The organism is Paenibacillus sp. V4I3, from assembly GCF_030817215.1.
Taxonomy (GTDB): domain Bacteria; phylum Bacillota; class Bacilli; order Paenibacillales; family NBRC-103111; genus Paenibacillus_E.
Genome location: NZ_JAUSZA010000001.1, coordinates 817,603 through 842,294, shown reverse-complemented (window position 1 = coordinate 842,294; position 24,692 = coordinate 817,603). Strand labels below are relative to the sequence as shown.

The 24,692-nt window shown below is 48.4% G+C and carries 17 protein-coding genes, 1 tRNA gene and 1 rRNA gene; 16 read left to right on the top strand and 3 right to left on the bottom strand.

Annotated features, from left to right (window positions below; translation table 11 throughout):
* Positions 1–147: 147 nt before the first annotated feature.
* From QFZ77_RS04040 to QFZ77_RS04030, 3 genes are read right to left on the bottom strand one after another with little or no spacing between them, the layout of a single operon-like run.
* Positions 148–1,347, bottom strand: a complete 1,200-nt coding sequence (locus QFZ77_RS04040) for a hypothetical protein (protein ID WP_307436434.1) — start codon at positions 1,345–1,347, stop codon at positions 148–150.
* Positions 1,348–1,354: 7 nt separating this feature from the next.
* Positions 1,355–1,612, bottom strand: a complete 258-nt coding sequence (locus tag QFZ77_RS04035) for an acyl carrier protein (protein WP_029194863.1) — start codon at positions 1,610–1,612, stop codon at positions 1,355–1,357.
* Positions 1,613–1,667: 55 nt separating this feature from the next.
* The gene (locus QFZ77_RS04030) at positions 1,668–4,898 is read right to left on the bottom strand and encodes an FG-GAP repeat domain-containing protein (protein ID WP_307436429.1); all 3,231 of its coding nucleotides are present in this window, start codon (positions 4,896–4,898) and stop codon (positions 1,668–1,670) included.
* Positions 4,899–5,147: 249 nt separating this feature from the next.
* Here QFZ77_RS04030 and QFZ77_RS04025 point away from each other — a divergent pair, with 249 nt between their 5' ends.
* From QFZ77_RS04025 to QFZ77_RS03950, 16 genes are all read left to right on the top strand, one after another.
* Positions 5,148–7,700 (top strand): U32 family peptidase, encoded by a 2,553-nt coding sequence (locus tag QFZ77_RS04025; RefSeq protein WP_307436426.1) that lies wholly within the window; start codon positions 5,148–5,150, stop codon positions 7,698–7,700.
* Between the two features lie 187 nt (positions 7,701–7,887).
* A complete protein-coding gene (locus tag QFZ77_RS04020; protein ID WP_307436424.1) occupies positions 7,888–8,832 on the top strand; it encodes a hypothetical protein in 945 nt (314 codons plus the stop codon).
* A gap of 19 nt (positions 8,833–8,851) precedes the next feature.
* Positions 8,852–9,745 carry a hypothetical protein gene (locus QFZ77_RS04015; RefSeq protein WP_307436421.1) on the top strand — a complete coding sequence of 298 codons (894 nt, stop codon included), beginning with the start codon at positions 8,852–8,854 and terminating at the stop codon, positions 9,743–9,745.
* Positions 9,746–10,003: 258 nt separating this feature from the next.
* Entirely contained in the window at positions 10,004–11,077 is a 1,074-nt protein-coding gene (locus tag QFZ77_RS04010; protein ID WP_307436418.1) for an ABC transporter ATP-binding protein, read from the top strand.
* On the top strand, positions 11,070–11,786 hold the full coding sequence (locus QFZ77_RS04005; protein WP_056832306.1) for an ABC transporter permease subunit: 717 nt from the start codon (positions 11,070–11,072) through the stop codon (positions 11,784–11,786). Before QFZ77_RS04010 ends, QFZ77_RS04005 begins: the two co-directional genes overlap by 8 nt.
* 5 nt (positions 11,787–11,791) lie before the next feature.
* Positions 11,792–13,180, top strand: coding sequence for a GldG family protein (locus QFZ77_RS04000; RefSeq protein WP_307436415.1), 1,389 nt, complete (start codon positions 11,792–11,794; stop codon positions 13,178–13,180).
* Positions 13,177–14,109 carry a DUF4340 domain-containing protein gene (locus tag QFZ77_RS03995; protein WP_307436413.1) on the top strand — a complete coding sequence of 311 codons (933 nt, stop codon included), beginning with the start codon at positions 13,177–13,179 and terminating at the stop codon, positions 14,107–14,109. Before QFZ77_RS04000 ends, QFZ77_RS03995 begins: the two co-directional genes overlap by 4 nt.
* 332 nt (positions 14,110–14,441) lie before the next feature.
* On the top strand, positions 14,442–14,666 hold the full coding sequence (locus QFZ77_RS03990) for a hypothetical protein (RefSeq protein WP_307436410.1): 225 nt from the start codon (positions 14,442–14,444) through the stop codon (positions 14,664–14,666).
* Between the two features lie 29 nt (positions 14,667–14,695).
* Complete coding sequence (locus QFZ77_RS03985; protein ID WP_307436407.1) at positions 14,696–15,514, top strand: spore coat protein; 819 nt, start codon at positions 14,696–14,698, stop codon at positions 15,512–15,514.
* 193 nt (positions 15,515–15,707) lie between these two features.
* Complete coding sequence (locus QFZ77_RS03980) at positions 15,708–16,181, top strand: DUF6130 family protein (protein ID WP_307436405.1); 474 nt, start codon at positions 15,708–15,710, stop codon at positions 16,179–16,181.
* A 180-nt stretch (positions 16,182–16,361) separates the two neighbouring features.
* Positions 16,362–17,057: a heptaprenylglyceryl phosphate synthase gene (pcrB, locus tag QFZ77_RS03975; RefSeq protein ID WP_307436402.1), complete on the top strand. Its 696-nt coding sequence runs from the start codon at positions 16,362–16,364 to the stop codon at positions 17,055–17,057.
* A 3-nt stretch (positions 17,058–17,060) separates the two neighbouring features.
* On the top strand, positions 17,061–19,418 hold the full coding sequence (pcrA, locus tag QFZ77_RS03970) for a DNA helicase PcrA (RefSeq protein ID WP_307436399.1): 2,358 nt from the start codon (positions 17,061–17,063) through the stop codon (positions 19,416–19,418).
* Between the two features lie 64 nt (positions 19,419–19,482).
* On the top strand, positions 19,483–21,504 hold the full coding sequence (ligA, locus tag QFZ77_RS03965; RefSeq protein WP_307436396.1) for an NAD-dependent DNA ligase LigA: 2,022 nt from the start codon (positions 19,483–19,485) through the stop codon (positions 21,502–21,504).
* Between the two features lie 24 nt (positions 21,505–21,528).
* Positions 21,529–22,539, top strand: a complete 1,011-nt coding sequence (locus QFZ77_RS03960; protein WP_307436394.1) for a DUF1835 domain-containing protein — start codon at positions 21,529–21,531, stop codon at positions 22,537–22,539.
* 222 nt (positions 22,540–22,761) lie between these two features.
* Positions 22,762–24,303: ribosomal RNA gene (locus QFZ77_RS03955) — 16S ribosomal RNA — on the top strand.
* A gap of 162 nt (positions 24,304–24,465) precedes the next feature.
* A tRNA-Ala gene (locus QFZ77_RS03950) sits at positions 24,466–24,541 on the top strand.
* Positions 24,542–24,692 lie beyond the last annotated feature (151 nt).

The following is a 24,692-nucleotide window of genomic DNA, read 5'->3' as shown; positions in this document are numbered from 1 at the left end:
CTTTGCTGCTGGTAAAGACCACTTTAACGAGATATTGTTGCACAAAATACAACTTAGACCATCGAGGAATCACTCATCGACACCCAACAACGGGAGCTGCTGTAGGCCCGCAAGACAAAAAATAGTTAGAGAGAAGAGACAAAGATCTTACAGCGCCTTCTCCTGCCAAGCATGGTACTGCTCACGGAATGTGGCAGGCCACTGCTGCTCGTCGAGTCCGTACTGCGCCAAGAACGCGAACGCCCAGCGTTCGATACCAAAGCCTACACAGCCTGTAACGGCGTTGCGCTTGCCCATTTTAATATTAAAAGCATTCCCAAACGTGTTGCTATGAAAGTTTACAGAGGAGCAGGCGATTGATTTCTTCACATGAGGAATGCTTAAGCGCAGCTCATATTTCATCTCTTGATTGCGTTGGAAAGATGCTTTCACTTGGAAATCGTTCGTGAAGAACGGGTCGTTGGCGATCTCCATCATGCTGTCCACGTTCCATTCAACGGCAAGCTCTTTCAGATATTCGATCGACTTTAGGCGATTTTCTTTGACGAAGTCTGGTTTACCGACGAAAATAATTTCGCGCATCGAGAAGTCGAGCAGACGACCGAAATCGGTGTGGTTTTTGGACTCGAAGCGGTGACATTTCGCAATGGCTGTAACGACGATGCCGTCACCCTCAAGCGTTTCATTCTCTAGGCCTTCATAGCAGTGATAACATGTAGAAGGATTCATCATAAAGTTCGGCTTCACCATGTTGTTATCAAGCGCGAGAGGCTGCTCTTGGCTCCAACCGCCAGCTTCGCGGATCGATTGAGAGAAGGATTCGATGACATCCAAATCTTCACGCAAATGAGTCACGAAGTGGATATGCTCAGGAAATGAAGTGAAGTGATTCGTTTTATTCAAAGTGTGACTATGAATGACAGCTGGATAAGACTCTTCCTGCATGCCTTCGAAGCGCTTAGCTATCTTCGTTACAAAGGAATAATCGAAGAAACGCATTAAGCTGGAGAAAGGCTCGCGGAAAATAAAAAGGCCGGGCTCCAACACTTTAATTGCTTTACGTTCTACAAGCTCAGCGATAATATCGCCTTCGTAAGGGGTATCGACTTTATGCTCGAATAGAATATTTTCCTTGAAGCCGAAATCGCCATGGGAGAAACGTTCAATGAGACGCTGAACCCGCTCGGTAATACCTTCGTTTCCATTCGGAGAGTTATGCGTAATGATGATGTGACCATCCACAAGGGCAATATCCTGAATATGCTCATCGGCAAAGGCGGACGCGTATTTGACTTGTCCATGCTGACTTTCAGCCAGGCCTTCTAAAGAAATTTTACATGTCATCATGAGTGGGTTACCTCGCAGTCTTCTTGGAAATAAAATCGGCAATTTCGCTCACCGTGTTCATGGAGTACAGCATTAAATCTTGATTCGTCACTTGGATGCTGTATGTTTTTTCGATATGGGCGATAAGCGCTGTGGCGCCAATGGAGTCAATGAACCCATAATCAAACAGATGAACATCAACGTCAAAATCATCGTCATCCTCAGCAATTTCATAACGCTCGCGAATATGCTGTTCAAGCTGCGCTAATAATTCTTCATTAGACATGTTGGAAAGCCTCCTGGTTAACATAAAAGTGGTAATAAGATAAAGGAACGTTAGTTCACTTTGCGGTAAAAGAAAGTGTCGTCAAATCACCGTATCGGGTGATGGTGTACATATGTGTTTGGGCGTCATACTCGATCTTGGCATCGGATCCGTCAAAGAGTAGCTCCGTAGGACTGAATACCTTCACTTGCTGCAGACCTGCTGATTTCAGGACTAATTGATGAGTGTTTCCTTGCTGTGTCAGCTCAAAAGGGACATTAGAACGCACGACGTGGAACTTTTCCTTGGTCGCTCCAATACCGATGGAGGATGGCTTAGCCAAACCTAGATAGAATCGATTGTCAATTGTCGTATAAATATCCGAATCACCTTGTAGGGAGTATAGGGCAAGTTTTTCGCCTTTTTCGATGACGACACCCAGTGTCGTAGCGTACTCACCAGCCAGGTTTGGCACCTTGTCGGTATTCGGTGTCAAAGTGGCATGAAAATGAGGACTGCCGCCTGATAAACGATCTTTCAGCTTGTCCCATAAATAAGAGGCCCATGAATGACTGATACGAACCTCGCTTTTCAAAGCAGTTAAGAATGACTTGGCCATCTGTGTTTCGGTCATAAAGTTATAATTATGCTTTGTACGAAGCTTGTCAAAGTAGTCAGCGAATTCGGTTAAATCAGCAACTTTGGATGGTACGGGAAAATGGTACTCGATGTGCTCGAAATAATCAATCGGCATATCCAATTTAACCATCGATTCGAAAACATCTGTCGTCGCATAGTCTCCTGTTCGCAGCACCGGCGTCGGTGTATGAATCAACATCGTTTGATCGGTATTCCCTTGTTTATCCTGTAATAGGAAGGGAAGCGACCAAATCTCTTCCGGACGCGGAATAACAGGCGAATCGGGCGATAAGAATCCGAAATTGTACCATAATCCTTGCTGCTGTTCATTTTCCAGTGTTTGATGGTGGTCTATGTTATTGATGCGCCACGTGTGTTGGTTTGTTCCAAGGTGCAGCCAAGGGATGCCGAGCTTTTCGAATGCTTTCTTGTGAAGGGAAAGCTCGGTGCGCTCCTGTTCAGCACTTTTGAAACTATGCACGAACACGTGGGGATCGATTTGTAAATGATTGTCACGCGCGTATTGGATGAACTCCTGGAGCTCCGCTTGATAAGGAAACTGCGGGTCGTCGATCGAAACGGGGGACCCGAATTCGATACCGCCGACGACCAGGTCGTCTTTACCGTCGTGATTAAGATCTATCCAAAGCGGGACGGAGTAGTGGCCAGCTACCAAGGCGTGATCGCCGACTTGGTTCAGGGATGTGCCCTGTAGGGGACCCGCATCCGCCCAAGCGCCATCAGCGCCTTGAAGATACACTTGCAGGTCCCCGTCGCTGCTGCCGACCACGATATCGAGTCGGCCGTCGCCGCCCATGTCACGCACGGATGGTGCGGCGTGCGTGGCATGCTGCGGCAGCGGGAATAGTGCGCTGCCCTGCTCGAGTGTGAGGGCCGCTGCGCTACGGCCCTTGTAGAGCCACACTTGTCCATCGGCTCCGCCTAGGACAAGGTCGAGCTTGCCGTCGCCATCGACGTCGGCGACGCTCGGGGCTGCAGGCCCTCCGGGCAGCTGCAGCGGCTTCCCGCCCGCGAGCAGCGCCGCGGGCTTCGCGAACCTGCCGCTAGCGAGCTGCGGCAGAAGCCGTACCGCCCCGGACTCGTCTGCGACGACGAGGTCCGTGCGGCCATCCCCGTTCACGTCTGAGGCGTGAACGGCACTGTAAGGGACAAGCTGGAGCGGCTCGCCGGACTCCAGCAACAGCTTCACCGGCGCGCCAAACGTGTCGGGCAGCGCCAAGCCCTCTGGCAGCGGCTCACTCGCGTAGGCCGCCGCGTCCACGCCTTGATTCGTGTACACATACACGAATCCGTCACTGCTGCCGACGACGAGGTCCGTGCGGCCGTCGCCGTTCATATCCGCGGCCGTCGGGTACGCGCGGTAAGGCAGCTCAATCGCGCTCGACAGATCGCGATATTGTGGAAACAAAGCCTGCCGCAGGGGCTTGCCGGCAGCCATCACGTGCAGCCCGCTCGCGTAACCCGAGCCAGGCAGCTCTCCGACGAACATCGGCTGCGCGCTCGTCCCCGTGTTAAGTTGCACCGTCACGCTCTCGCGCCATTGCCCCCAGTAGAAGGCGTTCCGCACGAGTGTAAACGAGGGAATCTCGTTATATTCCTTCAGCTTCTCCGCCCAAGCAATGCCGTCCTTTTGCCCAATTGCCGGCATCGCCTCAAAATGATTCTGAAAGGCCATCGCAGGCCTTCCGTAAGGGCCAAGGATTTTTTTCACACTATAACCAAGTGTTTCTTTCGATACATAAGCGAGCAGCTCACTGCGATACTGCATGTTCGCTGCAGCAAAAGCAAAGTTAAAGTAAGGCTCAATCGGCAGCGTTTTTCTATTGAAATAAGTCGTTCCCGGAACTCGTTTCATTTCTGCTTGGTACTTTGCAGCCAGCTGAGAGAAGCCTAGCATCGGATCCATGCCGCTCATCATGTCGTAGCCTGTTAGGAAATACCGGTTAGGCAGAAAGTTACTGCTGATCAGCACGGTGCCTTTTCCAACGCGGTTCTGCATAACAAGCGAAACAGGCTTTCCAGCCATGTTCATGGCAACTATCGTTTGACCAGTAGAAGGAACGAAGCCATATCCCAAGTTAAAGCCGGGCAAGTCTTCCAGTGAATTATGTTTGAGGTAGCTCTGGCTAAACAATTGAAAAGTTTGCTGTATACCTTGCAGATTAACAGGCACCTGCGGGTAGCTCAGACTCTGTGTTGATGCTGCCAATTGGGGTCCACCCAAGCTCGTAAGCGGCACTTTTTTTAAATCCACAACCTCTGTAGCACCTAGAAATTCCGGTGCAAAGCTGGTTGAGAACCCATTTTCCACTAATAAATGTCCGCCCTGCTTCACGAATGCTACGAGTTTCGGAACTTGTTCCACCCACCCGGCATCTTGCGAAAGGGCAGGATCCAGATAGATTGCATCGTACTTACGAAGCTGGTTCGTGGATAAGGAAGGCAGGTTTTGTTTGTCAATGTGAACGCCTGCTTGCAAGGTTTGCTGGAAATTTCCATAGGCTGCCGCATCATAAAGATCCCCGCTCGTCGCATAGAGAAGCTTGGTTTCATCTACTTTTGGCAAAAATAAAAGAAGGACAATGAGTAATAGGCTACTGATGACGCCTAGTCCGATCAATAACTTAAGAACACGAATTTTCGACAAAACCAAAGGTATCCCTCAATTACTAAAAAGGTCACTATCCTTGCCATTATAGCATTCATAGGAAGCTTTGTTAACTTCTAAAGGGTTTCTGTTTGGGGAGGAAACGTTTGGCAACATGGTTGCGACTGTCGGATATTGGCTAAGTTTGTAATTACCCCCCCGCCCTAGATTCCTACCTATCCTTTCTGTTACACTAAAGAGAAGACTTTGAGGTTACCCGAGGATCTATTATTGAAAGGATTTGCTGCCATGCGTACGATACGCAGAGAAGATATAGAATTGTTGGCCCCTGCGGGGGATTGGGATTGTATGAGAGCGGCTGTTGCCAATGGGGCGGATGCCGTGTTTTTTGGTGTGGAGAAATTTAATGCTAGAGCACGTGCGCATAACTTTACGATGGCTGAACTGCCGGATATTATGTCGTTTCTTCATCTATATGGGGTAAAGGGCTTTCTTACCTTCAACATCCTCGTGTTTGAGGAAGAATTGAATGATGCGAAGCAATTGATAGATGCATGTGTGGACGCCGGTGTGGATGCGGTCATTGTACAGGATCTTGGTCTGGTTAAAATGATACGTCAGATCTCTCCGGATTTCCCGATTCACGGATCCACACAGATGACGATTACATCGCCTGAGGCGGTTGAGTTTACGAAGCCGTTCGATATTGAACGCGTTGTGTTAGGGCGCGAAAATAACTTGAAGCAGATTAAACAAATCGGCGATCAAGCGAAGCTTCCGATGGAAGTATTCGTGCATGGTGCGCTTTGCGTATCTTATTCCGGTCAGTGTCTGACTTCTGAAATGTGGGGCGGACGTTCCGCTAACCGTGGAGAATGCGCACAAGCATGCCGCTTGCCGTATGATCTGATGGTCGACGGCGTGCAAAAGCCGATGGGCGATGTCACGTATTTGCTGTCGCCAAAGGATTTGGCAGCGATAGAGATCGTTCCGGAGCTTATTGAAGCCGGCGTACGCTCTTTCAAAATTGAAGGGCGTCTGAAAACCCCTGAATATGTGGCCAATGTCGTGAGCAAGTATCGCCGTGCGATTGACCGTTATTTCGATGGGGAGGATGCTCGTCCGACCAAAGAAGAGGTTCGTGAGCTTCAGCAAAGCTTCTCGCGTGGATTTACGGTTGGTTTTTTGAATGGAACCAACAATAAACAGCTTGTCGACGGCACGTTTCCGAAGAGCCGTGGGGTTTTCGTGGGCCGCATCAAGCAGATCTTGCGCGATGGGGTGATCTGTGAGCTAGAGGCGCCGCTCAAACGCGGTGACGGGCTTGTTTTCGACGCCGGGGATCCGACGAAGAAGGAAGAAGGCGGGCGCATCTACGATTTGCGCCGCAAGGGAGAGAAGCTCGAAGGTGAAGCCGAGGGCGGACTCATCGAGATCATTATGGGACGCAATGATGTGGAGCTAGGCCGTCTGCATGTCGGGGACCGCATCTGGAAGACGAATGATCCACAGCTGGACAAGCGCCTGCGCCAGACGTTCGAGACAGACAAGCCTTACCGGACTTTCCCGGTAAGCGTGAAGGTAAGCGGCGTAGAAGGCGAGCCGCTCAAAAGCTGGTGGACGGATATTCAAGGGGGACATACCGTCTTCGTACAATCCGAGCTTCCGCTGGTTCGCGCGGAGAAAAGACCGATGGACGAACAGCTCTTTACGGAGCAGTTCGGACGCCTTGGCGGAACGATTTATGAGCTCAGTCAGCTGGATCTGCAGCTGACCGGCGAGCTTATCGTGCCGATGCGTGAACTTAACAGTATGCGCCGCATGGCTGTCGAGCTGATGGAAGACGAGCGGCAGAAGCCACCGGCTTACTTGAAGCGTGAAATCGGCGTGTATGACGACGTGATCCAGTCAGCTGCTGAGGCAGCTATCACCAACGCTGCCGCGAATGCTCCTGCGCTTTCCCTAGCGGAACGCAAGGCTGTAGAGCTTACTGCGCTTTGCCGTAACTTGGATCAGGTGAAGGCTGTTCTTGAAACAACGGAAATCGAGTTTATATATGCGGATTTCGAATTTATTAAGCAGTTCCCTGCGGCCGTGGAAGCTGTTCGTGCAGCCGGTCGCAAAATTGCCTTGGTGACACCGCGTATTCACATGCCAGGGGAGACGGGCTATTTTAACCATATATTAAAGCTAAATCCAGATGCAGTATTGATCCGCAATACGGGCGCAGCTTACTTCTTCTTAAAGCATCGGTTGGAAAATCCGGACGCGCCGAAACCGCAGTTAATCGGGGATTTCTCGCTCAATGTGGCCAACCACAAAACGGCTGCCTTGTTCCTAGAAGCGGGTCTTTCGAAGATTACACCTTCGTACGATTTAAACATTCAGCAAATGGTCGATTTGCTTCGCCGCACTGAGACCTCGAAGCTTGAGGTTGTTATTCATCAGCACATGCCGATGTTCCATACAGAGCACTGCGTGTACTGTACGTTCCTGAGCGAGGGCACAGACTTTACAAACTGCGGTCGTCCTTGTGAGGATCACAGCGTTTCTTTGCAAGACCGTGTCGGTATGTCCCATCCGGTTCGTGTCGATGAAGGCTGCCGTAATACGGTGTACAACGCCGTGGATCAGTCTGGTGCTGAGTACTTGAGCCATTTCATGGATCTGGGCATCCGTTCCTTCCGTGTTGAGTTCCTTGAAGAGACGTCAGACAAGGTGCGCGAAATTCTTGACTTGTACCGCCGTGCGATTGACGGTGAGATTAGCGGTACGCAAGTATGGCGTTCGTTGAAAGCGACGAACCAACTTGGTGTAACTCGCGGTCAATTGGTGAAGTAGAGGATCTATAGTGTGGAAAACAGACCCAGTGCCGCATAGGTACTGGGTTTGTTGTTTTCTGGAGAAAAAAAGCGCAGTGCTAAATATTTCCCTCATTTATTGTCATTTGTTTAATGTCCTGAATAATATGTTACAGCTAATGCCTAAGCCTAATGGACATAAGAAGAAAGGATGGCGATAGATAACAATGAAAAGGACATATAAATTCACTGAGATCGCTGGTAAGATCGGAAAAACGCGAGCGGCTGTGGTGGAATGGTCAAATTATTTTCGCGAATTTCTTCCGACTAAAGCTGTAGGGGGATCCCTAAGGTACACAGAAGAAGCCATCGAAATTTTTGAGATCATTTCCAAGATGAGCGATGCCAATAAGCCGCTTAGATTTATAAAAGAACATTTACAGGAAATGCGTCGGAAGGCAATTATCGCACTCAATGATGAAAAGTCGTTACCTCCTACACCTACTATTGTTCCTAGCTCCAATTTACCTCCTTCTGTAAACAACTCCAACTTGCAATTAAGCAAAGAAACAATGGAATTAAGTAACAGGGTACAGCTCCTCACGCGAAAGATAGAAGCGAATAAATCCCCAAGGAATTTAAAGGACCATATCGACCTGAATCAAAAGGTTGGTATATCGACTATAGCAGGTAGTATGCTTTTACCACCTATTGTGGATCATTCAAACGCTCAGTTCGTTCAATTAACTAATGAAGTCGCGGAACTTTGTAGCACCATCCATTCGCTTTCACAAAAGGTTATTGAAGTTTCGGGCGTTTCTGAAGAAGTAACGGAATTACGAAACGTGATCCAGATTCTAACCCAACATGTATCTGATGTGTTCGAACAGGACATTCGAAGTGAAGTTGCTGTCACACTTGAATTACTGAACAGACAAATTGAGGGTGTTTCAACCGAAGTAACGGGGCTTCAGAATGCGATCCACATCGTTCAACAAAAGGTAACGGAAGCTTCGGATCAAGATCTCAAAGGTGAAATACTTACTGCTGCAACGGAGTTACTGAACCAACGCTATAAAGTCGTTTCAGCTGATGTAAATAACCTGCGTAATGAGATTCATCTCCACGCGCAAAAGATAAGTGAGATGTTGGAACAAGAAATCAGAGAGTGAGGTTGTTTCCACAATTGAATTGCTGAAAAGACAAATTGAGGGTGTTTCTACCGAAGTAACAGGGTTGCAGCATGCGATCGAAACCGTTCAGCAAAAGGTAACTGAAGCTTCAGATCGAGATCTCAAAGGTGAAGTTCTTACTGCTACAACAGAGTTACTGAACCAACGCTATGAAGGTGTTTCAGAGGATGTAAAGGACCTTCGCAATCTGATCGATCTTCACACGCAAAAGGTAAGCGAAGTGGTGGAGCAAGAAATCCGAATTCAAATGCTTACTACTGCAGAATCGCTAGACAAACGCTATGACACCGTATCTGAAGAAGTAACGGAACTGCGAAGAGTGATCGAAACCGTTCAGCAAAAGGTAACTGAAGCTTCGGATCGAGATCTCAAAGGTGAAATACTTACTGCCACAACGGAGTTACTAAACCAACGATGTGACACCGTATCTGAAGAAGTAACGGAACTGCGAAGAGTGATCGAAACCGTTCAGCAAAAGGTAACCGAAGCTTCGGATCGGGATCCCAAAGGTGAAATACTTACTGCCACAACAGAGTTACTGAACCAACGATATGACACCATATCTAAAGAGGTAACGGAGCTGCGAAAAGTAATCGAAACTGTTCATCAAAAGGTAACTGAAGCTTCGGATCAAGATCCCAAAGGTGAAATACTTACTGCCACAACGGAGTTACTGAACCAACGATATGAAGGCGTTTCGGAGGATGTAAAGGACCTGCGTAATTTAATTCATCTTCACACGCAAAAGGTAAGTGAAATGTTGGAACAAGAAATCCGAAGTGAAATGCTTGCTACTACGGAATCACTAAACAAACGCTATGATGACATATCTCAACAATTGACATCACAGCAACGACTACTTGAAAAGATCTCTAAAATGTTAGGTTTCTAGGCTATCATTTAATCCTCATCATGATGTCATAAATAATAGAACTCCCTAACAGTTAGGGAGTTCTATTATTTATACACATTTCAGCTGGCTTTCTAGCATTCGACGATTTAGCCTTCCATCATCCCCTCCTCCCATTTATTCGTTCACAATTCAGACACAAATTTTTAATCTATTTTTCAGATTTGCTTAAGGTTGGTTTATTGTTCCACGGGTATAGTGATGATGGTTATATGAACGAGTAGAAATGGGGGATCTTGGATGCTTGAGGTCAAACAAGTCAGCAAGCTGTACGAAAATGATCGCGGCGTACATAACATCGATTTCTCGATGCAGCGCGGTGAGATCGTTGGCTTCTTAGGGCCGAACGGTGCTGGCAAAACAACGACGATGCGCATGATTACGGGTTATTTGAACCCTACGCATGGTCAAATATGGGTGGATGGTCACTCCATGGCTGATAACCCGAAGAAAGCACGCCGCAAAATCGGCTACTTACCCGAAACGCCGCCTCTCTATCCAGAGATGACGGTGCAAGCTTACTTACGATTTATCGCGAATCTTCGCGATGTGCCTGCACGGGAGCAGAAGCTGCGTGTCGGCGAAGCGATCGACAAGCTAGGTCTGCAAGGCCGCGAGAAGCAAATCATCCGCTCCTTGTCTAAGGGCTACAAGCAGCGCTTGGGCCTCGCGCAAGCGATTCTGCACCAACCGGATCTGCTTATCCTGGACGAGCCCACGTCTGGCCTCGATCCGAAGCAGATCATCGAGATTCGCCAGCTAATTCATGAGCTGGGGGAGAACCATACGGTGCTGCTGAGCACGCACATTCTCCCGGAAATTAACGCGATTTGCAACCGCGTTCTCATTATTAACCAAGGCCGCGTGGTTCTCGACGAGCGCCCTGAGCATCTCGGCCGCACGATGGGCGAGACGTTCGAGGTGTCGCTCGAGGTCAAGGGACCTCGCGAGCGGATCTTGACGGAGCTGCGAAGCCTAGAGGCGGTCGCAGAAGTGAAAGAAGTCGGCGCGCCGAGCGACGCTGCAACTATCGCTGCGCCTGCTGCGCAGGATGTGTTCATCAGCGAGGAGGCATCGAAAGAAGCGACGACTGAACCACCAGCAGCAGCCGATACTGTGAAGCTGCTCGTCACCTCCGCGGATCGCTCCGATATCCGCGAGGCGTTGTTCTTCCGCTTGGCAGGCGCAGGCTACCCGATCCTAGAGATGAAGCGGGAAAGCCTCAGCTTAGAGGATATCTTCCTCAAGTTGACGACGGATGAACCTGCCGAAGCCGATAGCACTCCGAAGGAGGAGGTAGACACCGATGCGTAGAGTCTGGGCCATTTGCTCGAAAGAGCTGCAAATGTATTTCTTTTCACCTGTTGCTTACGTGGCATTCGCTTTCTATGTGCTGCTATCGAGCTTCTTCTTCTACATCAACTTCGTTAACGGCCAGCCACCGATTGTGGATGCGCGTTCCGTTGTTGGAAATACCACATTCGTGTACCTATTTATCATCCCGCTTTTAACGATGCGTCTCATCGCAGATGAGTTCCGTCAAGGTACCGATGAGCTGCTTCTGACTTCACCAGCAGGTATTGGTGAAATCGTGCTGGGTAAATATTTATCTGCTTTTATTGTACAAGTGGGGCTAGTGGGGATCAGCTTGATCTACCCGCTCATTATGTCTGCCTTCGGAACGTTGGATAAGCCAGTTATGTGGCTGTCCTATCTAAGTATGTTCCTATTAGGCTGCGCGATGATGGCCATTGGCTTGTTCGCTTCCAGTTTATCCAACAATCAGATGGTTGCCGGTATTTCAGGCTTTGTTATACTGCTTTTGCTGTGGCTGCTTGATTGGGTAAGCGGCAGCATGACAGGCAAGCTGAAGGATTATGTCGCTCAATTCTCATTGACGAGCCATCTGACGAACTTGCAAAAGGGCGTCCTGCACGGTGGAGACATCCTCTTTTATATCACATTAACAGCTGTGTTCCTGGTTCTTTGCATACAAGTCCTTGAAAGAAAGCGTTGGAGGTGAGCGGGATGAATAAGTGGATACGGGGAACTAATGCGACTGTTTTATCGATCGCCGTTATCGGCATTTTCATTATACTGACGATCTTCCTTCATTCGCTGAAAGGCTTTCAGGTCGATTTGACGAAAAATAAGAGCTTTACGCTCTCCGAGCAAACAGTTGCCACACTCAAAAACTTAAATCAAGATATTCACATCGTTGCCTTTACGAATAGTGGGGACAACAACGGTTTTGTGACGCGACAAGTCACCGATATGGTGACCGAATATAAGAAGCAAAGCGGTAAGATTACGTATGATGAATACGATATGCTGAAACAACCTTCGATGGCCAAGCAGTATGGTGTCGATCAAGGCGGAACGATTATTTTTGAAATGGGTTCTAAAAAGCAGAATATCAATTTCTATGAATTGTTTGTAGGCCAACAGGATGGCTCCTACACGTTCTCAGGAGAAGAGAAGTTCACCCAGGCAATTAAGAGCCTCACGTCCACAGAGAAGCACACGGTTTATCTGCTTTCCGGTCATCAGGAATATCCACTGAATGCCATGACCATTTTGAAAAGCAGTCTGGAAGCCGCTAATTATGTCGTGAAGGACCTTAATCTGTTCGTTGAGGGTAAAATACCGGACGATGCGCAGATGCTCATGCTGCTTGGCCCGCAAAATGACCTGAATGATAAAGAAGCTGCGCTGATCCAGGCTTATTTGAAGGATAAAGGCAAGATTTATATGGCGTTAGGCTTCAATAAAGATATGGCGACCAAGTGGAAAAATATCGATGCGATCATGAAAACATACGGCATTCAGGATCAACATGCGATTGCGATTGAAGCGAAACAAACGTCGCTCTATGATCCGTTGACGATTATTCCGGAGTATGGCCCCCATGACATTACCAACAAGCTGTCCAGCAATAATTTGATTACGATGTTGTCGCTGGCTGTAAGTTTGAATGCGGATGAAAGTGCACCAGACTACACCCAGTCTCTGCTTTTGAAAACAACAGATAAAGCTTACGGGGAAACAGATATCAACCTTCTTGCACAATCCAAAACTAAGCAGGATGCGACAGATGTCAAAGGACCGCTGAATCTGGGTTATGCGATTGCTAACAAGGATAACAAGCCTAAAGCTGTCATTCTAGGCGGATCTACGTTTGTACTAGATGAAGATATTCAGAATCAAGGCAACAAGGATTTTGCTCTGAACAGTATCGGCTGGCTGCAGGAACAGAAGGATCAGATCACGATCCGTCCGCGTCAAGGGGATGCGTTCCAACAAGCGATGATTACGCCTAGCCAAGCGAATACTATTTTCCTCGTAACGATCGTGTTCTTACCGCTCTTGTTCCTAGTCATTGGCGGCTTGATCTGGTGGAGGAGGAGACGAGGATGAAACGGTTTATTCCTACGATTCTGTTAGTCGTTATTTGTATCGGCGGTTTTTGGTACGCTTCGAGCAAAGACTTCTTTCAAGAGAAAAAAGATGACCCGAAATCGCTCATCACACTTAAGCAAGAAGACGTGCAGTCCATTCATGTAAAAACAGAGGCGCAGCAGATCGAATTAGCACGGAGCGGCAGCGGATGGGAGATGAAAAGCCCTGCAGCAGCGCCGATCAATACGAATCAAGTGGGTTCATGGTTGGATGCCCTCGGACTGGTGACATCAACGAAACTAGTTGAAGATCAGGTAAGTAATCTATCCAACTATGGGTTAGATAAGCCGCTTGGAACTTATGAAGTTACGTTAAAAGACGGCTCGAAGAAAGGACTGCTGGTGGGTACGGCTCTTCCTATTGAAGGCTTCTCCTATGTTCAGGTGGAGGGATCTCCTGCTGTGTATCAGGTGAGTGATCAGTCGCTCTCTGCCCTCAGCAAAGAACCGGTAGACTTTACTGATGCTAGTCCATTCCAATTCGAGAGCGACAAGGTGCAGAGCGTAAAGCTGACGTGGAAAGGTCAGACCTGGACGCTTACCAAAACAGACAAAGACAAGGTGGCTGCTGAGGCGAACTGGAAGCTTGGTGATAAAGAGCTGAAAGGCGCGGAGGCGAATCCGCTGCTGGATGAGCTGATCTTCCTGCACAGTGCTGAGCTTCCACAGCCAGCGGCTCAGAAGCCAGCTGCGGGCGGTGAGCTCAAAGTAGAGCTTGGATTGTCTGTAGATGGCAAAGAGGTCACCGAGATCTATGAAGGCAAGCTAAGCCAAGATCAAGTCTGGTTGGCGAAGCAAGGCGGTCAGTGGGCGTACCTGCTTACATCCGCAGAAATACAGAAATTGGTGGATGCCTATGCCGGCAAACCGGCTCAGCCCGCCTCTTAACAGGAAAACTGCTCTCTACAGTTCAAACGTGCTGTGGGGGCAGTTTTTCTTCTTGTTTTCTTCCCAGTGGGGAGTCGAGATTTGTACAAGAACTTTACCCAATTCTGTTCAAAGCGCTCATTTTAGGCCGGACATGTTGTATTTTTTACAACAATCGGGTAGATAGCACCAATTAGCTTCACCAAAGTTGTATGATGTACAACCTTGATACAGCTGAAGCTGCATGAGACCTAGTTTTTCAAGATTTTGATTAACTTTTTTTACCAACGGTACATAAAACGGAATATTTTGGGAAACCTACGAGAAAGGAATGGAAAGGAGGTAACATTCACATGTACAGCAATCAAGGGAACCAAAACATTTCCGGCAAAGAGCTTTTATACCTAGCGGATACGCTGAAAAATGAGGAGTTGTTAGCAAAGCTTTGTGTACAAGGAGCGGTGAACAGCCAAAGTCAGTCCTTGAAACAAACCTTGTCTCATCTTTCTCAGGAGCGACTGCAAAACATTAGCGTCCTCATCAACACCCTACAGCAGCAATCAGGCATTACCCATTAATTCGCACATAAATAGGAGGTGTAAGAAGCATGTATCAGCAAAACCCGTATCAACAACAGCAGCAGCAATCTCACCAGCAACAAGTACAATTAAAAGACGAGGACCTTGCAAACTTTGTTTTAAATGAGTTGAAACGCTGTGCTCGTGAATATACGACTGCAGCTTTGGAGGCTGCTAATCCACAGATCAGGCAGACCTTCCAGTCGTTACTGCAACAGACACTGCAGGATCAAGCTGCCGTATTTCAGGAAATCCAGAAGCTTGGCCAATATGAGATTCAAGCTGCTCCTCAGCAGCAAATTCAGCAAGAGCTGCAGAAACAAAGCCAGACCGCAGCTCAGCTGCAGTCCTTTGTACAACAAAATTTGAGTCAATCCAACGCGGCGAGCTTTCAGCAGCAAGACCAGATGACTATAGCCCAGCAGCAACAACATCAGCAGCAGAGTCAACAACAAAACCAAATTGCAGCTTTATACCAAACACAAACACCAATTCAACCGATGATTAGTGCCTCCCAATATCCTAATGCGGTATACAATAATCAAGGGCAAGGCTATTCAACCCATACACAGTCTTCACCAAACCAGACAAGTCAACAGCAAGCCTATATTAGCAACCAGCAAGGACAAAATTTTCAAGACCAGAATTACGGACAATCTGGCTACGGTCAATCTCAAGGTTATTCCGCATCATCCGGATACAGCGCATCTGAAAATGCTGGCATTGCTAGCAAAACAGCAAGTTCTACCAGCGCTTCCCGCAGTCAAACAGGTACTCAGACCTCGACGGCAGGTGAAAGCTCTTATCTCAGTAAACAACAACATGAGGGAAGTAAATACAGCTTCTAAATCGCATTTCTCCCTCAAGACCAAGACGTCCTAGCTTATAGCTAAGGGGCGTCTTTTTTTATCTAACATCCCATCGCTCCAAAATATGTTTTATTTATTTTGTCCCACTTTTCTCATAATCATGGAATGGAACCAGCTTGTCACTCATATATAAGGAACATAGGATGTCCAAACTTATGGGAGAAGGGTGCAAATGCTGATGAGAAAAACGTGGATTTACGGCGCAGCTGCTTTAATTGTACTAGGAGCATTAACTACAGCATGCGGTTCCAAAGAGGAAGTTGCTAGTAGCGGTGCAGCAGGCTTGAAGGATCCCAAGGCAGCGACTACAGTGGCTCAAGGGAAGACGGAAAGCAGTGTGAAGACGGTGGTCTCGGGCGCCAAGCCAGCCATCGATGCCGATTATAAAGTAGAGGGCAGAAACGTTACGATCACGTATCAGACAAGTAACTTTCAGATAGCGGATCATATGGATCAGAAAGCCGTACAGGGAGAAGGACATTTGCATTTGTACGTGGATGGTAAGCAGAAAGCGATGATTGGCAAAACGGGTCCATTAACACTGACCAATTTAGCGGCAGGTAAACATGAGATCAGACTCGAGCTTCAGCAAAATGATCATAAGGATATCAATGTAGAGAAAATTCTTAATATTGAAGTCAAATAATTGGGAACATTTGTGCGTATTTAGTCGGAAATCAAGCTTCAACGCAGATCAGATAACATTACGTTCATATTCCTTGAAAAGACGGGCGCTTAGCCCGTCTTTTGTCATTTGACACACCTGGATACGTAGCATAGACTGTTGATAGTATGGCAGTATTGCCGCCTAATCGGAGGGAAACAATTGATCGTCGATATACGCAAGTGGAAGCATGTATTTAAGCTTGACCCAGATCGGGAAATCTCAGATGAAGCGCTCGATCGGCTATGCCAGTCTGGGACAGATGCGATCATGGTGGGTGGTTCAACGGGAGTAACTTTTGATAACACGGTAGATCTTCTATCTCGGATTCGTCAGTATGAGGTGCCCTGTGTGCTGGAGATATCCAATCAAGAGGCCATCGTTCCAGGGTTTGATTTATTCCTAATCCCGATTGTGCTGAATGCGGATGATCCGAAATGGATCGTTGGGCAGCATCACGAGGCGTTGAAGGAATATGGTTCTATGCTAAATTGGGACGAAATTATAGCTGAAGGCTACATTATTCTAAATGGCGAAGCTATGGCTGCGCAATTAACATCGGCTCGTACGAACTTGGATGCCAAGGATGTTGCTGCATATGCACGCATGGCGGACAAGCTATTTCACATGTCTATTGTTTATTTGGAATATAGCGGTGTGTTTGGAGATATGGAGTTGGTGCGGCGGACGCGACAAGTGCTGGAGAATGCCCGTTTATTGTATGGTGGCGGCATTGACAGCCTAGATAAAGCGCAGCAAGCAGCGGAGGTCGCAGATACCATCGTCGTCGGTAACATTATTTATAGTGATCTGGAGCAGGCGCTTCAGACCGTGAACTTTGATAGAACAGGAAGGTAACTTATGAACGAGACAGTCAATATTTTAGATGCGATTAAAAGGTTGAATCCCGAGCAGCGCAAAGCAGTCGAAGCTGTCGACGGCCCACTTCTGATTATGGCTGGAGCGGGAAGCGGGAAGACACGGGTGCTGACGCATCGTATTGCTTACTTAATCGGCACGCGCAAAGCGGCGCCATGGAGCATTTTGGCCCTTACATTTACGAATAAAGCGGCACGTGAGATGCAGGATCGTGTCGGCAAGTTGGTTGGCGGCAGTGGGAATGATATTTGGGTTTCCACGTTTCACTCCATGTGTGTACGCATGCTGCGCAGAGATATTTCACGCATCGGTTTCACCTCGAATTTTACCATTCTAGATTCCGGTGATCAGTTGTCGGTCATCAAAACGTGCTGCAAAGAACTGAATATTGATACCAAGAAGTTCGAACCTAAGACCTTTCAAGCGGCCATTTCTACAGCCAAAAATGAACTCATCTCTCCTAAACAATTTGAGGATAAAATCGGTGACTACTTCGACGGGTTGACCTCGAAAATCTATACGCTTTATCAGAAGAAGCTTAGAAGCAACAATTCCCTGGATTTTGATGATTTAATTATGGCAACCATTCATTTGTTTAATGAAGTTCCAGAGGTTCTGGAGTTTTATCAAAATAAATTTCAATATATCCATGTCGATGAGTATCAGGATACGAACCGAGCGCAGTATATGCTGTGTCAAATGATTGCGGCCAAACATCAGCGCATTTGCGTTGTGGGAGATAGTGATCAGTCTATTTACCGTTGGCGTGGGGCTGACATTTCTAATATCCTTAATTTTGAAAAAGATTATCCGAATGCAACAGCTATTCTTTTGGAGCAAAATTATCGCTCCACATCTAATATTTTGCAGGCTGCCAATAAGGTCATCGCCAACAATACGGGCCGTAAGCCCAAAAACTTATGGACGGATAAAGAGGGCGGCGTAAGGATTAAGCTGTATCAAGCCGATTCCGAGCACGAAGAAGGCTACTTCGTTACTAGTGAAATTAATAAGAATAAGTCGAATGGTAAAAAGTTCGGTCATCACGCTATTTTGTACCGGACGAACGCACAATCTCGGGTAATTGAGGAAATTCTCATTAAATCCGATATCCAATACACCATCGTTGGCGGCGTAAAGTTCTACGACCGGAAAGAGATTAAGGATATCTTGGCGTATCTGCGCCTCATCTCCAATCCGGACGATGATATCAGCTTGAGTCGAATCGTGAACGTGCCGAAGCGGGGCATTGGTGACACCTCGATGGACAGAGTGGCCGATATGGCAGGGCGAAGAGGTATTTCACTATATGCCATGCTGGAGGAAGTCGATTCATTAGAGATCACGACGAAGGCTAAGCACGCTTTAGCAGATTTCCGCGAAATGATTGATAACCTGAACCGCATGGTTGAATACTTATCTGTAACTGAACTCACCGAGAAAATATTGGAGATGTCGCAGTACCGTCTAGAGATGCAGCGCGAGAATACGATTGAATCCAAGGCTCGTCTCGAAAATATCGAGGAGTTCCTGTCTGTGACGATGGACTTTGAGAAACGTAACGAGGACAAGTCACTCATTTCGTTCCTGACCGATTTGGCGCTTATCGCCGATATCGATACGCTGGATAAAGAAAAAAGCGAGGAAGAGCAGGACGCCGTTGTGCTCATGACGATGCACAGCGCCAAAGGCCTAGAGTTCCCGGTAGTATTCATCATCGGAATGGAAGAAGGCGTCTTCCCGCATAGCCGTGCCTTCGCCGATAACGAAGAGCTAGAAGAGGAGCGCCGTTTGGCCTATGTCGGCATCACGCGCGCCGAGCAAGAGCTTTTCCTCACGTGCGCCCGTATGCGCACGCTCTTTGGCCGCACCGCGGCGAACGCGCCATCGAGATTCCTTCAGGAGATTCCGAAGGAGCTCCTGGAGAATGTCTCGATGGGCGGTTCCATCGGTGGAGGCTTCTCGCGAGCTGGCCGCACTAGCACCAGCTCGTGGGGCAGCAGTGGCAGCAGCGCCACTGCCTCACAAGCGGGCCGCGGCTCCGCCGGCTCGTCCGCTTGGGGCACGCCGTCCTCGTTCGGACGGCCTAGTACGGGCGCGGCTGCGCCAAGCCCTGCAGCCGGGGCGAAGCCGGCTGCGTTCCGGGCTCCGCAGCCTGCCGCAGGCGGCGCGGTGCCGGACTACAAAGCCAGCGACAAAGTGTCGCATGGCAAGTGGGGCATCGGCACCGTTGTGTCAGTGAAAGGCTCGGGTGATGATACCGAGCTGCAAATTGCTTTCCCGGCGCCTGTTGGCTTGAAGCGCCTGCTCGCGAAGTTCGCTCCTATTACGAAAGAATAGGAGCCGCTTTTCGCCTTTATTTGCCGGACCCACCCTATTACCCATTAGAGAGGAAGAGCCCGTAATGACAGATGCCATCGCGGCAATGAAAACCCTCATCCAAGAAATCAACAAGCACAATCATAACTACTACACGCTTGATCAACCGGCGATTTCCGATGCCGAGTGGGATGCTTTATACAATAAATTGACCGCGCTAGAGAAAGAGACAGGGATTACCCTGCCTTCTTCTCCAACCCAACGCGTGGGCGGCGACATTCTCAAAGGTTTTGATCCACACAAGCATCTGGCCCGACTCTGGAGCTTGGACAAAGCGCAGAATGCCGAAGATCTGCAGACTTGGCACACACGTGTGCTTAAGCTAATTGCAGATTACAACAGCAAAAATCCAGAGAACCCGTTACCTGACCCGACGTATGTGGTGGAATTAAAGTTCGACGGGCTCACGCTGAACCTTACCTATAAGCAAGGAGAGCTTGTTCAAGCCTCCACGCGAGGAAACGGTACGGTTGGTGAGGGGATTTTAGCCCAAATCAAGACGATCAAGTCGATCCCACTGGAGATTCCTTACAATCAGGGGACCATTGAAGTGCAAGGCGAGGGCATGATGTTTCTCTCCGTGCTCGAGGCGTACAACCAAACTGCGACGGATCCGCTCAAAAATGCCCGCAACGCAGCAGCCGGAGCACTGCGTAATCTCAATCCCAAAGTGACGGCAGAGCGTAAGTTGAACGCTTTCTTCTATAATGTGGGTTACTCAGACGGCATTCAATTCGATAATCATTTCGATATGGTTCAGTTTCTTCGTGACAACCACTTTAAAGTGAGCAACCGCACGCGGTATTTCAGCACAATTGAAGAAGTGAGTGCAGAGCTGGAGCAGATTGCCGAAGAGCGCCTTGGCTTTGATTTTCTGATTGATGGAAGTGTCGTCAAGATTACAGACATGCGAACAAGAGAAGTGCTCGGCTACACCGAGAAATTCCCTCGCTGGGCGATTGCCTATAAGTTCGAAGCCGAAGAAGCGACAACAATCCTGCAAAGTGTATCTTGGGAAGTTGGCCGCACAGGCAAAATTACACCGTTAGCCCGCGTTGAAGCCGTGGATCTCGCTGGCGTAACCGTACAGAACTGCACGCTCAACAATGTCGGTGACATCGAGCGGAAAAACCTCAAGCACGCCTTAGGCAGCCTCGTCTATATCCGTCGCTCCAATGACGTCATTCCTGAGATTCTCGGTAAAGTAACCGAGGAGAATGACGGCGAGGAAATTGTAGCTCCGACGCATTGTCCTTCCTGCGGAAGTGAGCTTGAGATGCGCGGTGCGCATCTGTTCTGCTTGAACCGTCTCGGCTGCAGTCCGCAGCTGGTTGGGCGTATGGCCCATTTTGCTTCGCGCGATGCGATGGACATTGAATTTTTCAGCGAAATGACCGCTTCACAGCTGCATCAAGAACTGGATGTCCGTGATCCTGCGGATCTGTACACCCTACAATTCGAGGACCTCGTCAAGCTCGATCGCTTTGGCGAGAAGAAGGCCCGAAACCTGCTTGATGCCCTAGAAAAAAGCAAAACACGCGATCTAGCTTCGTTCCTTTATGCACTAGGCATTCCCAACTCGGGTAAAACCACGACCAAGGTGCTGGCAGACTACTATCGCAGCCTAACGAAGATTATGGCGGCTACGCCTGAGGAGCTAATTGGGCTTCCAGATGTAGGCGGTATAGTAGCTGAGAGTATTTATTCATTCTTCCGTGACCCTGTGATGGTGTCCAGTATTGAGCGTATGCTCGCTGCTGGCGTCAATCCAATAGCTGAAGAGCCTGCGGTTGTATTGGCTAACCCTGATAATCCGTTCTTTGGCAAAACCGTTGTCCTCACAGGAACGCTATCCACCATGGGTCGTGACGAATGTGCCAAGAAGTTGGAAGCGCTAGGAGCTAAGATTACCGGCAGTGTTTCTAAGAAAACGGACATCGTGATCGCAGGGGAAAGCGCTGGAAGCAAGCTGACGAAAGCGCAAGAGCTTGGCATTCGGATCATTGAGGATGAACAGGAGCTTTTACAGCTTTTAGGTGAAGGATAAAATGACTAATAAGGGGACAGTGCCATGCCGAAAAAACTTCATATCGTGAATGGGAACGCATTTGGAGATAAGCTGCGTGCTTCGGGTATCGATGGAGACATATTGGTGTGGCGCGAGTCACTATGTGAAGGACCTATCGGCATACAGATGTCTGATAGTGTCCTTTTATCTATGAGGGCAGCTTATATGAATAATCGGCACGGCATCCCTAAGGAAATGTTCAAGTCCACTACCTTACAGCAGGAGAAAGCGCTGGACAAGCCCGCAGAGGATGTAGACGAAATTGTCCTGTGGTTTGAGCATGATTTATATGACCAATTGATGCTTTGTTATTTGCTAACGAGATTATTCGCTCTCCCTAGTCCATCCTTTAAACTATCTTTGTTAAGTATCAATCAATTTCCTGGCGTTGAGTTCTTTCATGGATTAGGACAATTAAACGTCAATCAAATTACTCAGCTGCACGACAAGTGGTTGCCTGTAAGTGAAGACCAACTTCTTTTGGCCTGCAAGGTTTGGATGGCCTACTCAGCTTCTGAGCCCCTTTTTATGGCGACTTTATTGGAAGAGGATCTATCAGCACTGCCTTTTCTTCAAAAAGCCCTAGAGGCCAATTTTGAACGCTATCCATCTATGCAAAATGGCTTGAACACCATCCAACAGCTCATTCTTGAGTTCATAGGGGACGGTGAGGTGCTCGTTCTATCGTTATTTAAAAAAGTAAGCCAAACGGCCAGTCAATACGGCCTCGGTGATTTGCAGTTCTGGACTATTGTTGATAGTATCCGCAAATGTGAGGCTCCATTGGTCCATCTTACTGGAGGGGACAAGCTGCCTAGTTACAGCGAAGCGCTGCCGCCTCAATTTGAAAAATGGCGATTACATAGGACGGACATGGGTAAACTAGTTCATACATGTGAGCTTGACCATCTGTACCTAAATGGCATTGATGATTGGATTGGCGGTGTTCATCTGCTTGGGAAAAAGGATATATGGCGCCGTAACAGCATCTCTACGGGGTTTGTGAAGATGTAAGATAATGGATGTATAAAATTGCTTGCATTTCGTTTTGAAACCTGATAATATTACTTCTTGTCACCGCAAGAGCGATACATTAACGCTTTAAACGGTAACGCAATAAAGCTCCTTGAAAACTGAACAAATGAATGAAGCAAATCAGCAAATTCAGTCACGTAAGTGACTACAATTGAGATTGCAAAATCTCGCTAGCAAGTCAATGAGCATTTCAGCTTTTCTATTATGGAGAGTTTGATCCTGGCTCAGGACGAACGCTGGCGGCGTGCCTAATACATGCAAGTCGAGCGGATTTATCCTTCGGGATAAGTTAGCGGCGGACGGGTGAGTAACACGTAGGTAACCTGCCTATAAGACTGGGATAACTATCGGAAACGATAGCTAAGACCGGATAATTGGTTCTCTCGCATGAGAGAATTATGAAACACGGAGCAATCTGTGGCTTATAGATGGGCCTGCGGCGCATTAGCTAGTTGGTAGGGTAACGGCCTACCAAGGCGACGATGCGTAGCCGACCTGAGAGGGTGAACGGCCACACTGGGACTGAGACACGGCCCAGACTCCTACGGGAGGCAGCAGTAGGGAATCTTCCGCAATGGACGCAAGTCTGACGGAGCAACGCCGCGTGAGTGATGAAGGTTTTCGGATCGTAAAGCTCTGTTGCCCTAGACGAACAGCAAGAGGAGTAACTGCCTTTTGTGTGACGGTATAGGAGAAGAAAGCCCCGGCTAACTACGTGCCAGCAGCCGCGGTAATACGTAGGGGGCAAGCGTTGTCCGGAATTATTGGGCGTAAAGCGCGCGCAGGCGGTCAATTAAGTTGGGTGTTTAAGCCCGGGGCTCAACCCCGGTTCGCATCCAAAACTGGTTGACTTGAGTGTAGGAGAGGAAAGTGGAATTCCACGTGTAGCGGTGAAATGCGTAGAGATGTGGAGGAACACCAGTGGCGAAGGCGACTTTCTGGCCTATAACTGACGCTGAGGCGCGAAAGCGTGGGGAGCAAACAGGATTAGATACCCTGGTAGTCCACGCCGTAAACGATGCATACTAGGTGTCGGGGATTCGATTCCTCGGTGCCGAAGTTAACACAGTAAGTATGCCGCCTGGGGAGTACGCTCGCAAGAGTGAAACTCAAAGGAATTGACGGGGACCCGCACAAGCAGTGGAGTATGTGGTTTAATTCGAAGCAACGCGAAGAACCTTACCAGGTCTTGACATCCCTCTGAATACGGTAGAGATATCGTAGGCCTTCGGGACAGAGGAGACAGGTGGTGCATGGTTGTCGTCAGCTCGTGTCGTGAGATGTTGGGTTAAGTCCCGCAACGAGCGCAACCCTTGATCTTAGTTGCCAGCACTTCGGGTGGGCACTCTAAGATGACTGCCGGTGACAAACCGGAGGAAGGTGGGGATGACGTCAAATCATCATGCCCCTTATGACCTGGGCTACACACGTACTACAATGGTCGGTACAACGGGAAGCGAAGCCGCGAGGTGGAGCCAATCCTTATAAGCCGATCTCAGTTCGGATTGCAGGCTGCAACTCGCCTGCATGAAGTCGGAATTGCTAGTAATCGCGGATCAGCATGCCGCGGTGAATACGTTCCCGGGTCTTGTACACACCGCCCGTCACACCACGAGAGTTTACAACACCCGAAGTCGGTGGGGTAACCCGCAAGGGAGCCAGCCGCCGAAGGTGGGGTAGATGATTGGGGTGAAGTCGTAACAAGGTAGCCGTATCGGAAGGTGCGGCTGGATCACCTCCTTTCTATGGAGACTCGGATCTGATAGATCCAGTCAAGTGATATATAGGGATCTTTGATCGTAGATCAAAGTCTCACATTGTTCACACAAATCGCTGATTACTCATTTCATTTGTTCAGTTTTGATGGAGCTTGTACACTTCATTCGAAGTGTATCTCATCAATATGGGGCCATAGCTCAGCTGGGAGAGCGCCTGCCTTGCAAGCAGGAGGTCAGCGGTTCGATCCCGCTTGGCTCCACCATTAACCTAATGCATACTTCCGCCGCCGATAAGGCGGTGTTGTTGACACTAGGCCGATGAAAAGCAAACCATCTGTATAACTTATGATTCACCTCAGCGACTGGTAATTTTTGATTGTTGCCGATGTTGAGATGGCATGATAAGATATATTA

Excerpts from the sequence above, each read along its gene's own strand:
- QFZ77_RS04000 (WP_307436415.1), top strand. The coding sequence starts at position 11,792 with ATGAATAAGTGGATACGGGGAACTAATGCGACTGTTTTATCGATCGCC.
- QFZ77_RS03985 (WP_307436407.1), top strand. The coding sequence starts at position 14,696 with ATGTATCAGCAAAACCCGTATCAACAACAGCAGCAGCAATCTCACCAG.
- QFZ77_RS04010 (WP_307436418.1), top strand. The coding sequence starts at position 10,004 with ATGCTTGAGGTCAAACAAGTCAGCAAGCTGTACGAAAATGATCGCGGC.
- QFZ77_RS03995 (WP_307436413.1), top strand. The coding sequence starts at position 13,177 with ATGAAACGGTTTATTCCTACGATTCTGTTAGTCGTTATTTGTATCGGC.
- QFZ77_RS04025 (WP_307436426.1), top strand. The coding sequence starts at position 5,148 with ATGCGTACGATACGCAGAGAAGATATAGAATTGTTGGCCCCTGCGGGG.
- QFZ77_RS03960 (WP_307436394.1), top strand. The coding sequence starts at position 21,529 with ATGCCGAAAAAACTTCATATCGTGAATGGGAACGCATTTGGAGATAAG.
- pcrA (WP_307436399.1), top strand. The coding sequence starts at position 17,061 with ATGAACGAGACAGTCAATATTTTAGATGCGATTAAAAGGTTGAATCCC.
- QFZ77_RS04035 (WP_029194863.1), bottom strand. The coding sequence starts at position 1,612 with ATGTCTAATGAAGAATTATTAGCGCAGCTTGAACAGCATATTCGCGAG.
- QFZ77_RS03980 (WP_307436405.1), top strand. The coding sequence starts at position 15,708 with ATGCTGATGAGAAAAACGTGGATTTACGGCGCAGCTGCTTTAATTGTA.
- QFZ77_RS04040 (WP_307436434.1), bottom strand. The coding sequence starts at position 1,347 with ATGATGACATGTAAAATTTCTTTAGAAGGCCTGGCTGAAAGTCAGCAT.
- QFZ77_RS03990 (WP_307436410.1), top strand. The coding sequence starts at position 14,442 with ATGTACAGCAATCAAGGGAACCAAAACATTTCCGGCAAAGAGCTTTTA.
- QFZ77_RS04020 (WP_307436424.1), top strand. The coding sequence starts at position 7,888 with ATGAAAAGGACATATAAATTCACTGAGATCGCTGGTAAGATCGGAAAA.
- ligA (WP_307436396.1), top strand. The coding sequence starts at position 19,483 with ATGACAGATGCCATCGCGGCAATGAAAACCCTCATCCAAGAAATCAAC.
- QFZ77_RS04005 (WP_056832306.1), top strand. The coding sequence starts at position 11,070 with ATGCGTAGAGTCTGGGCCATTTGCTCGAAAGAGCTGCAAATGTATTTC.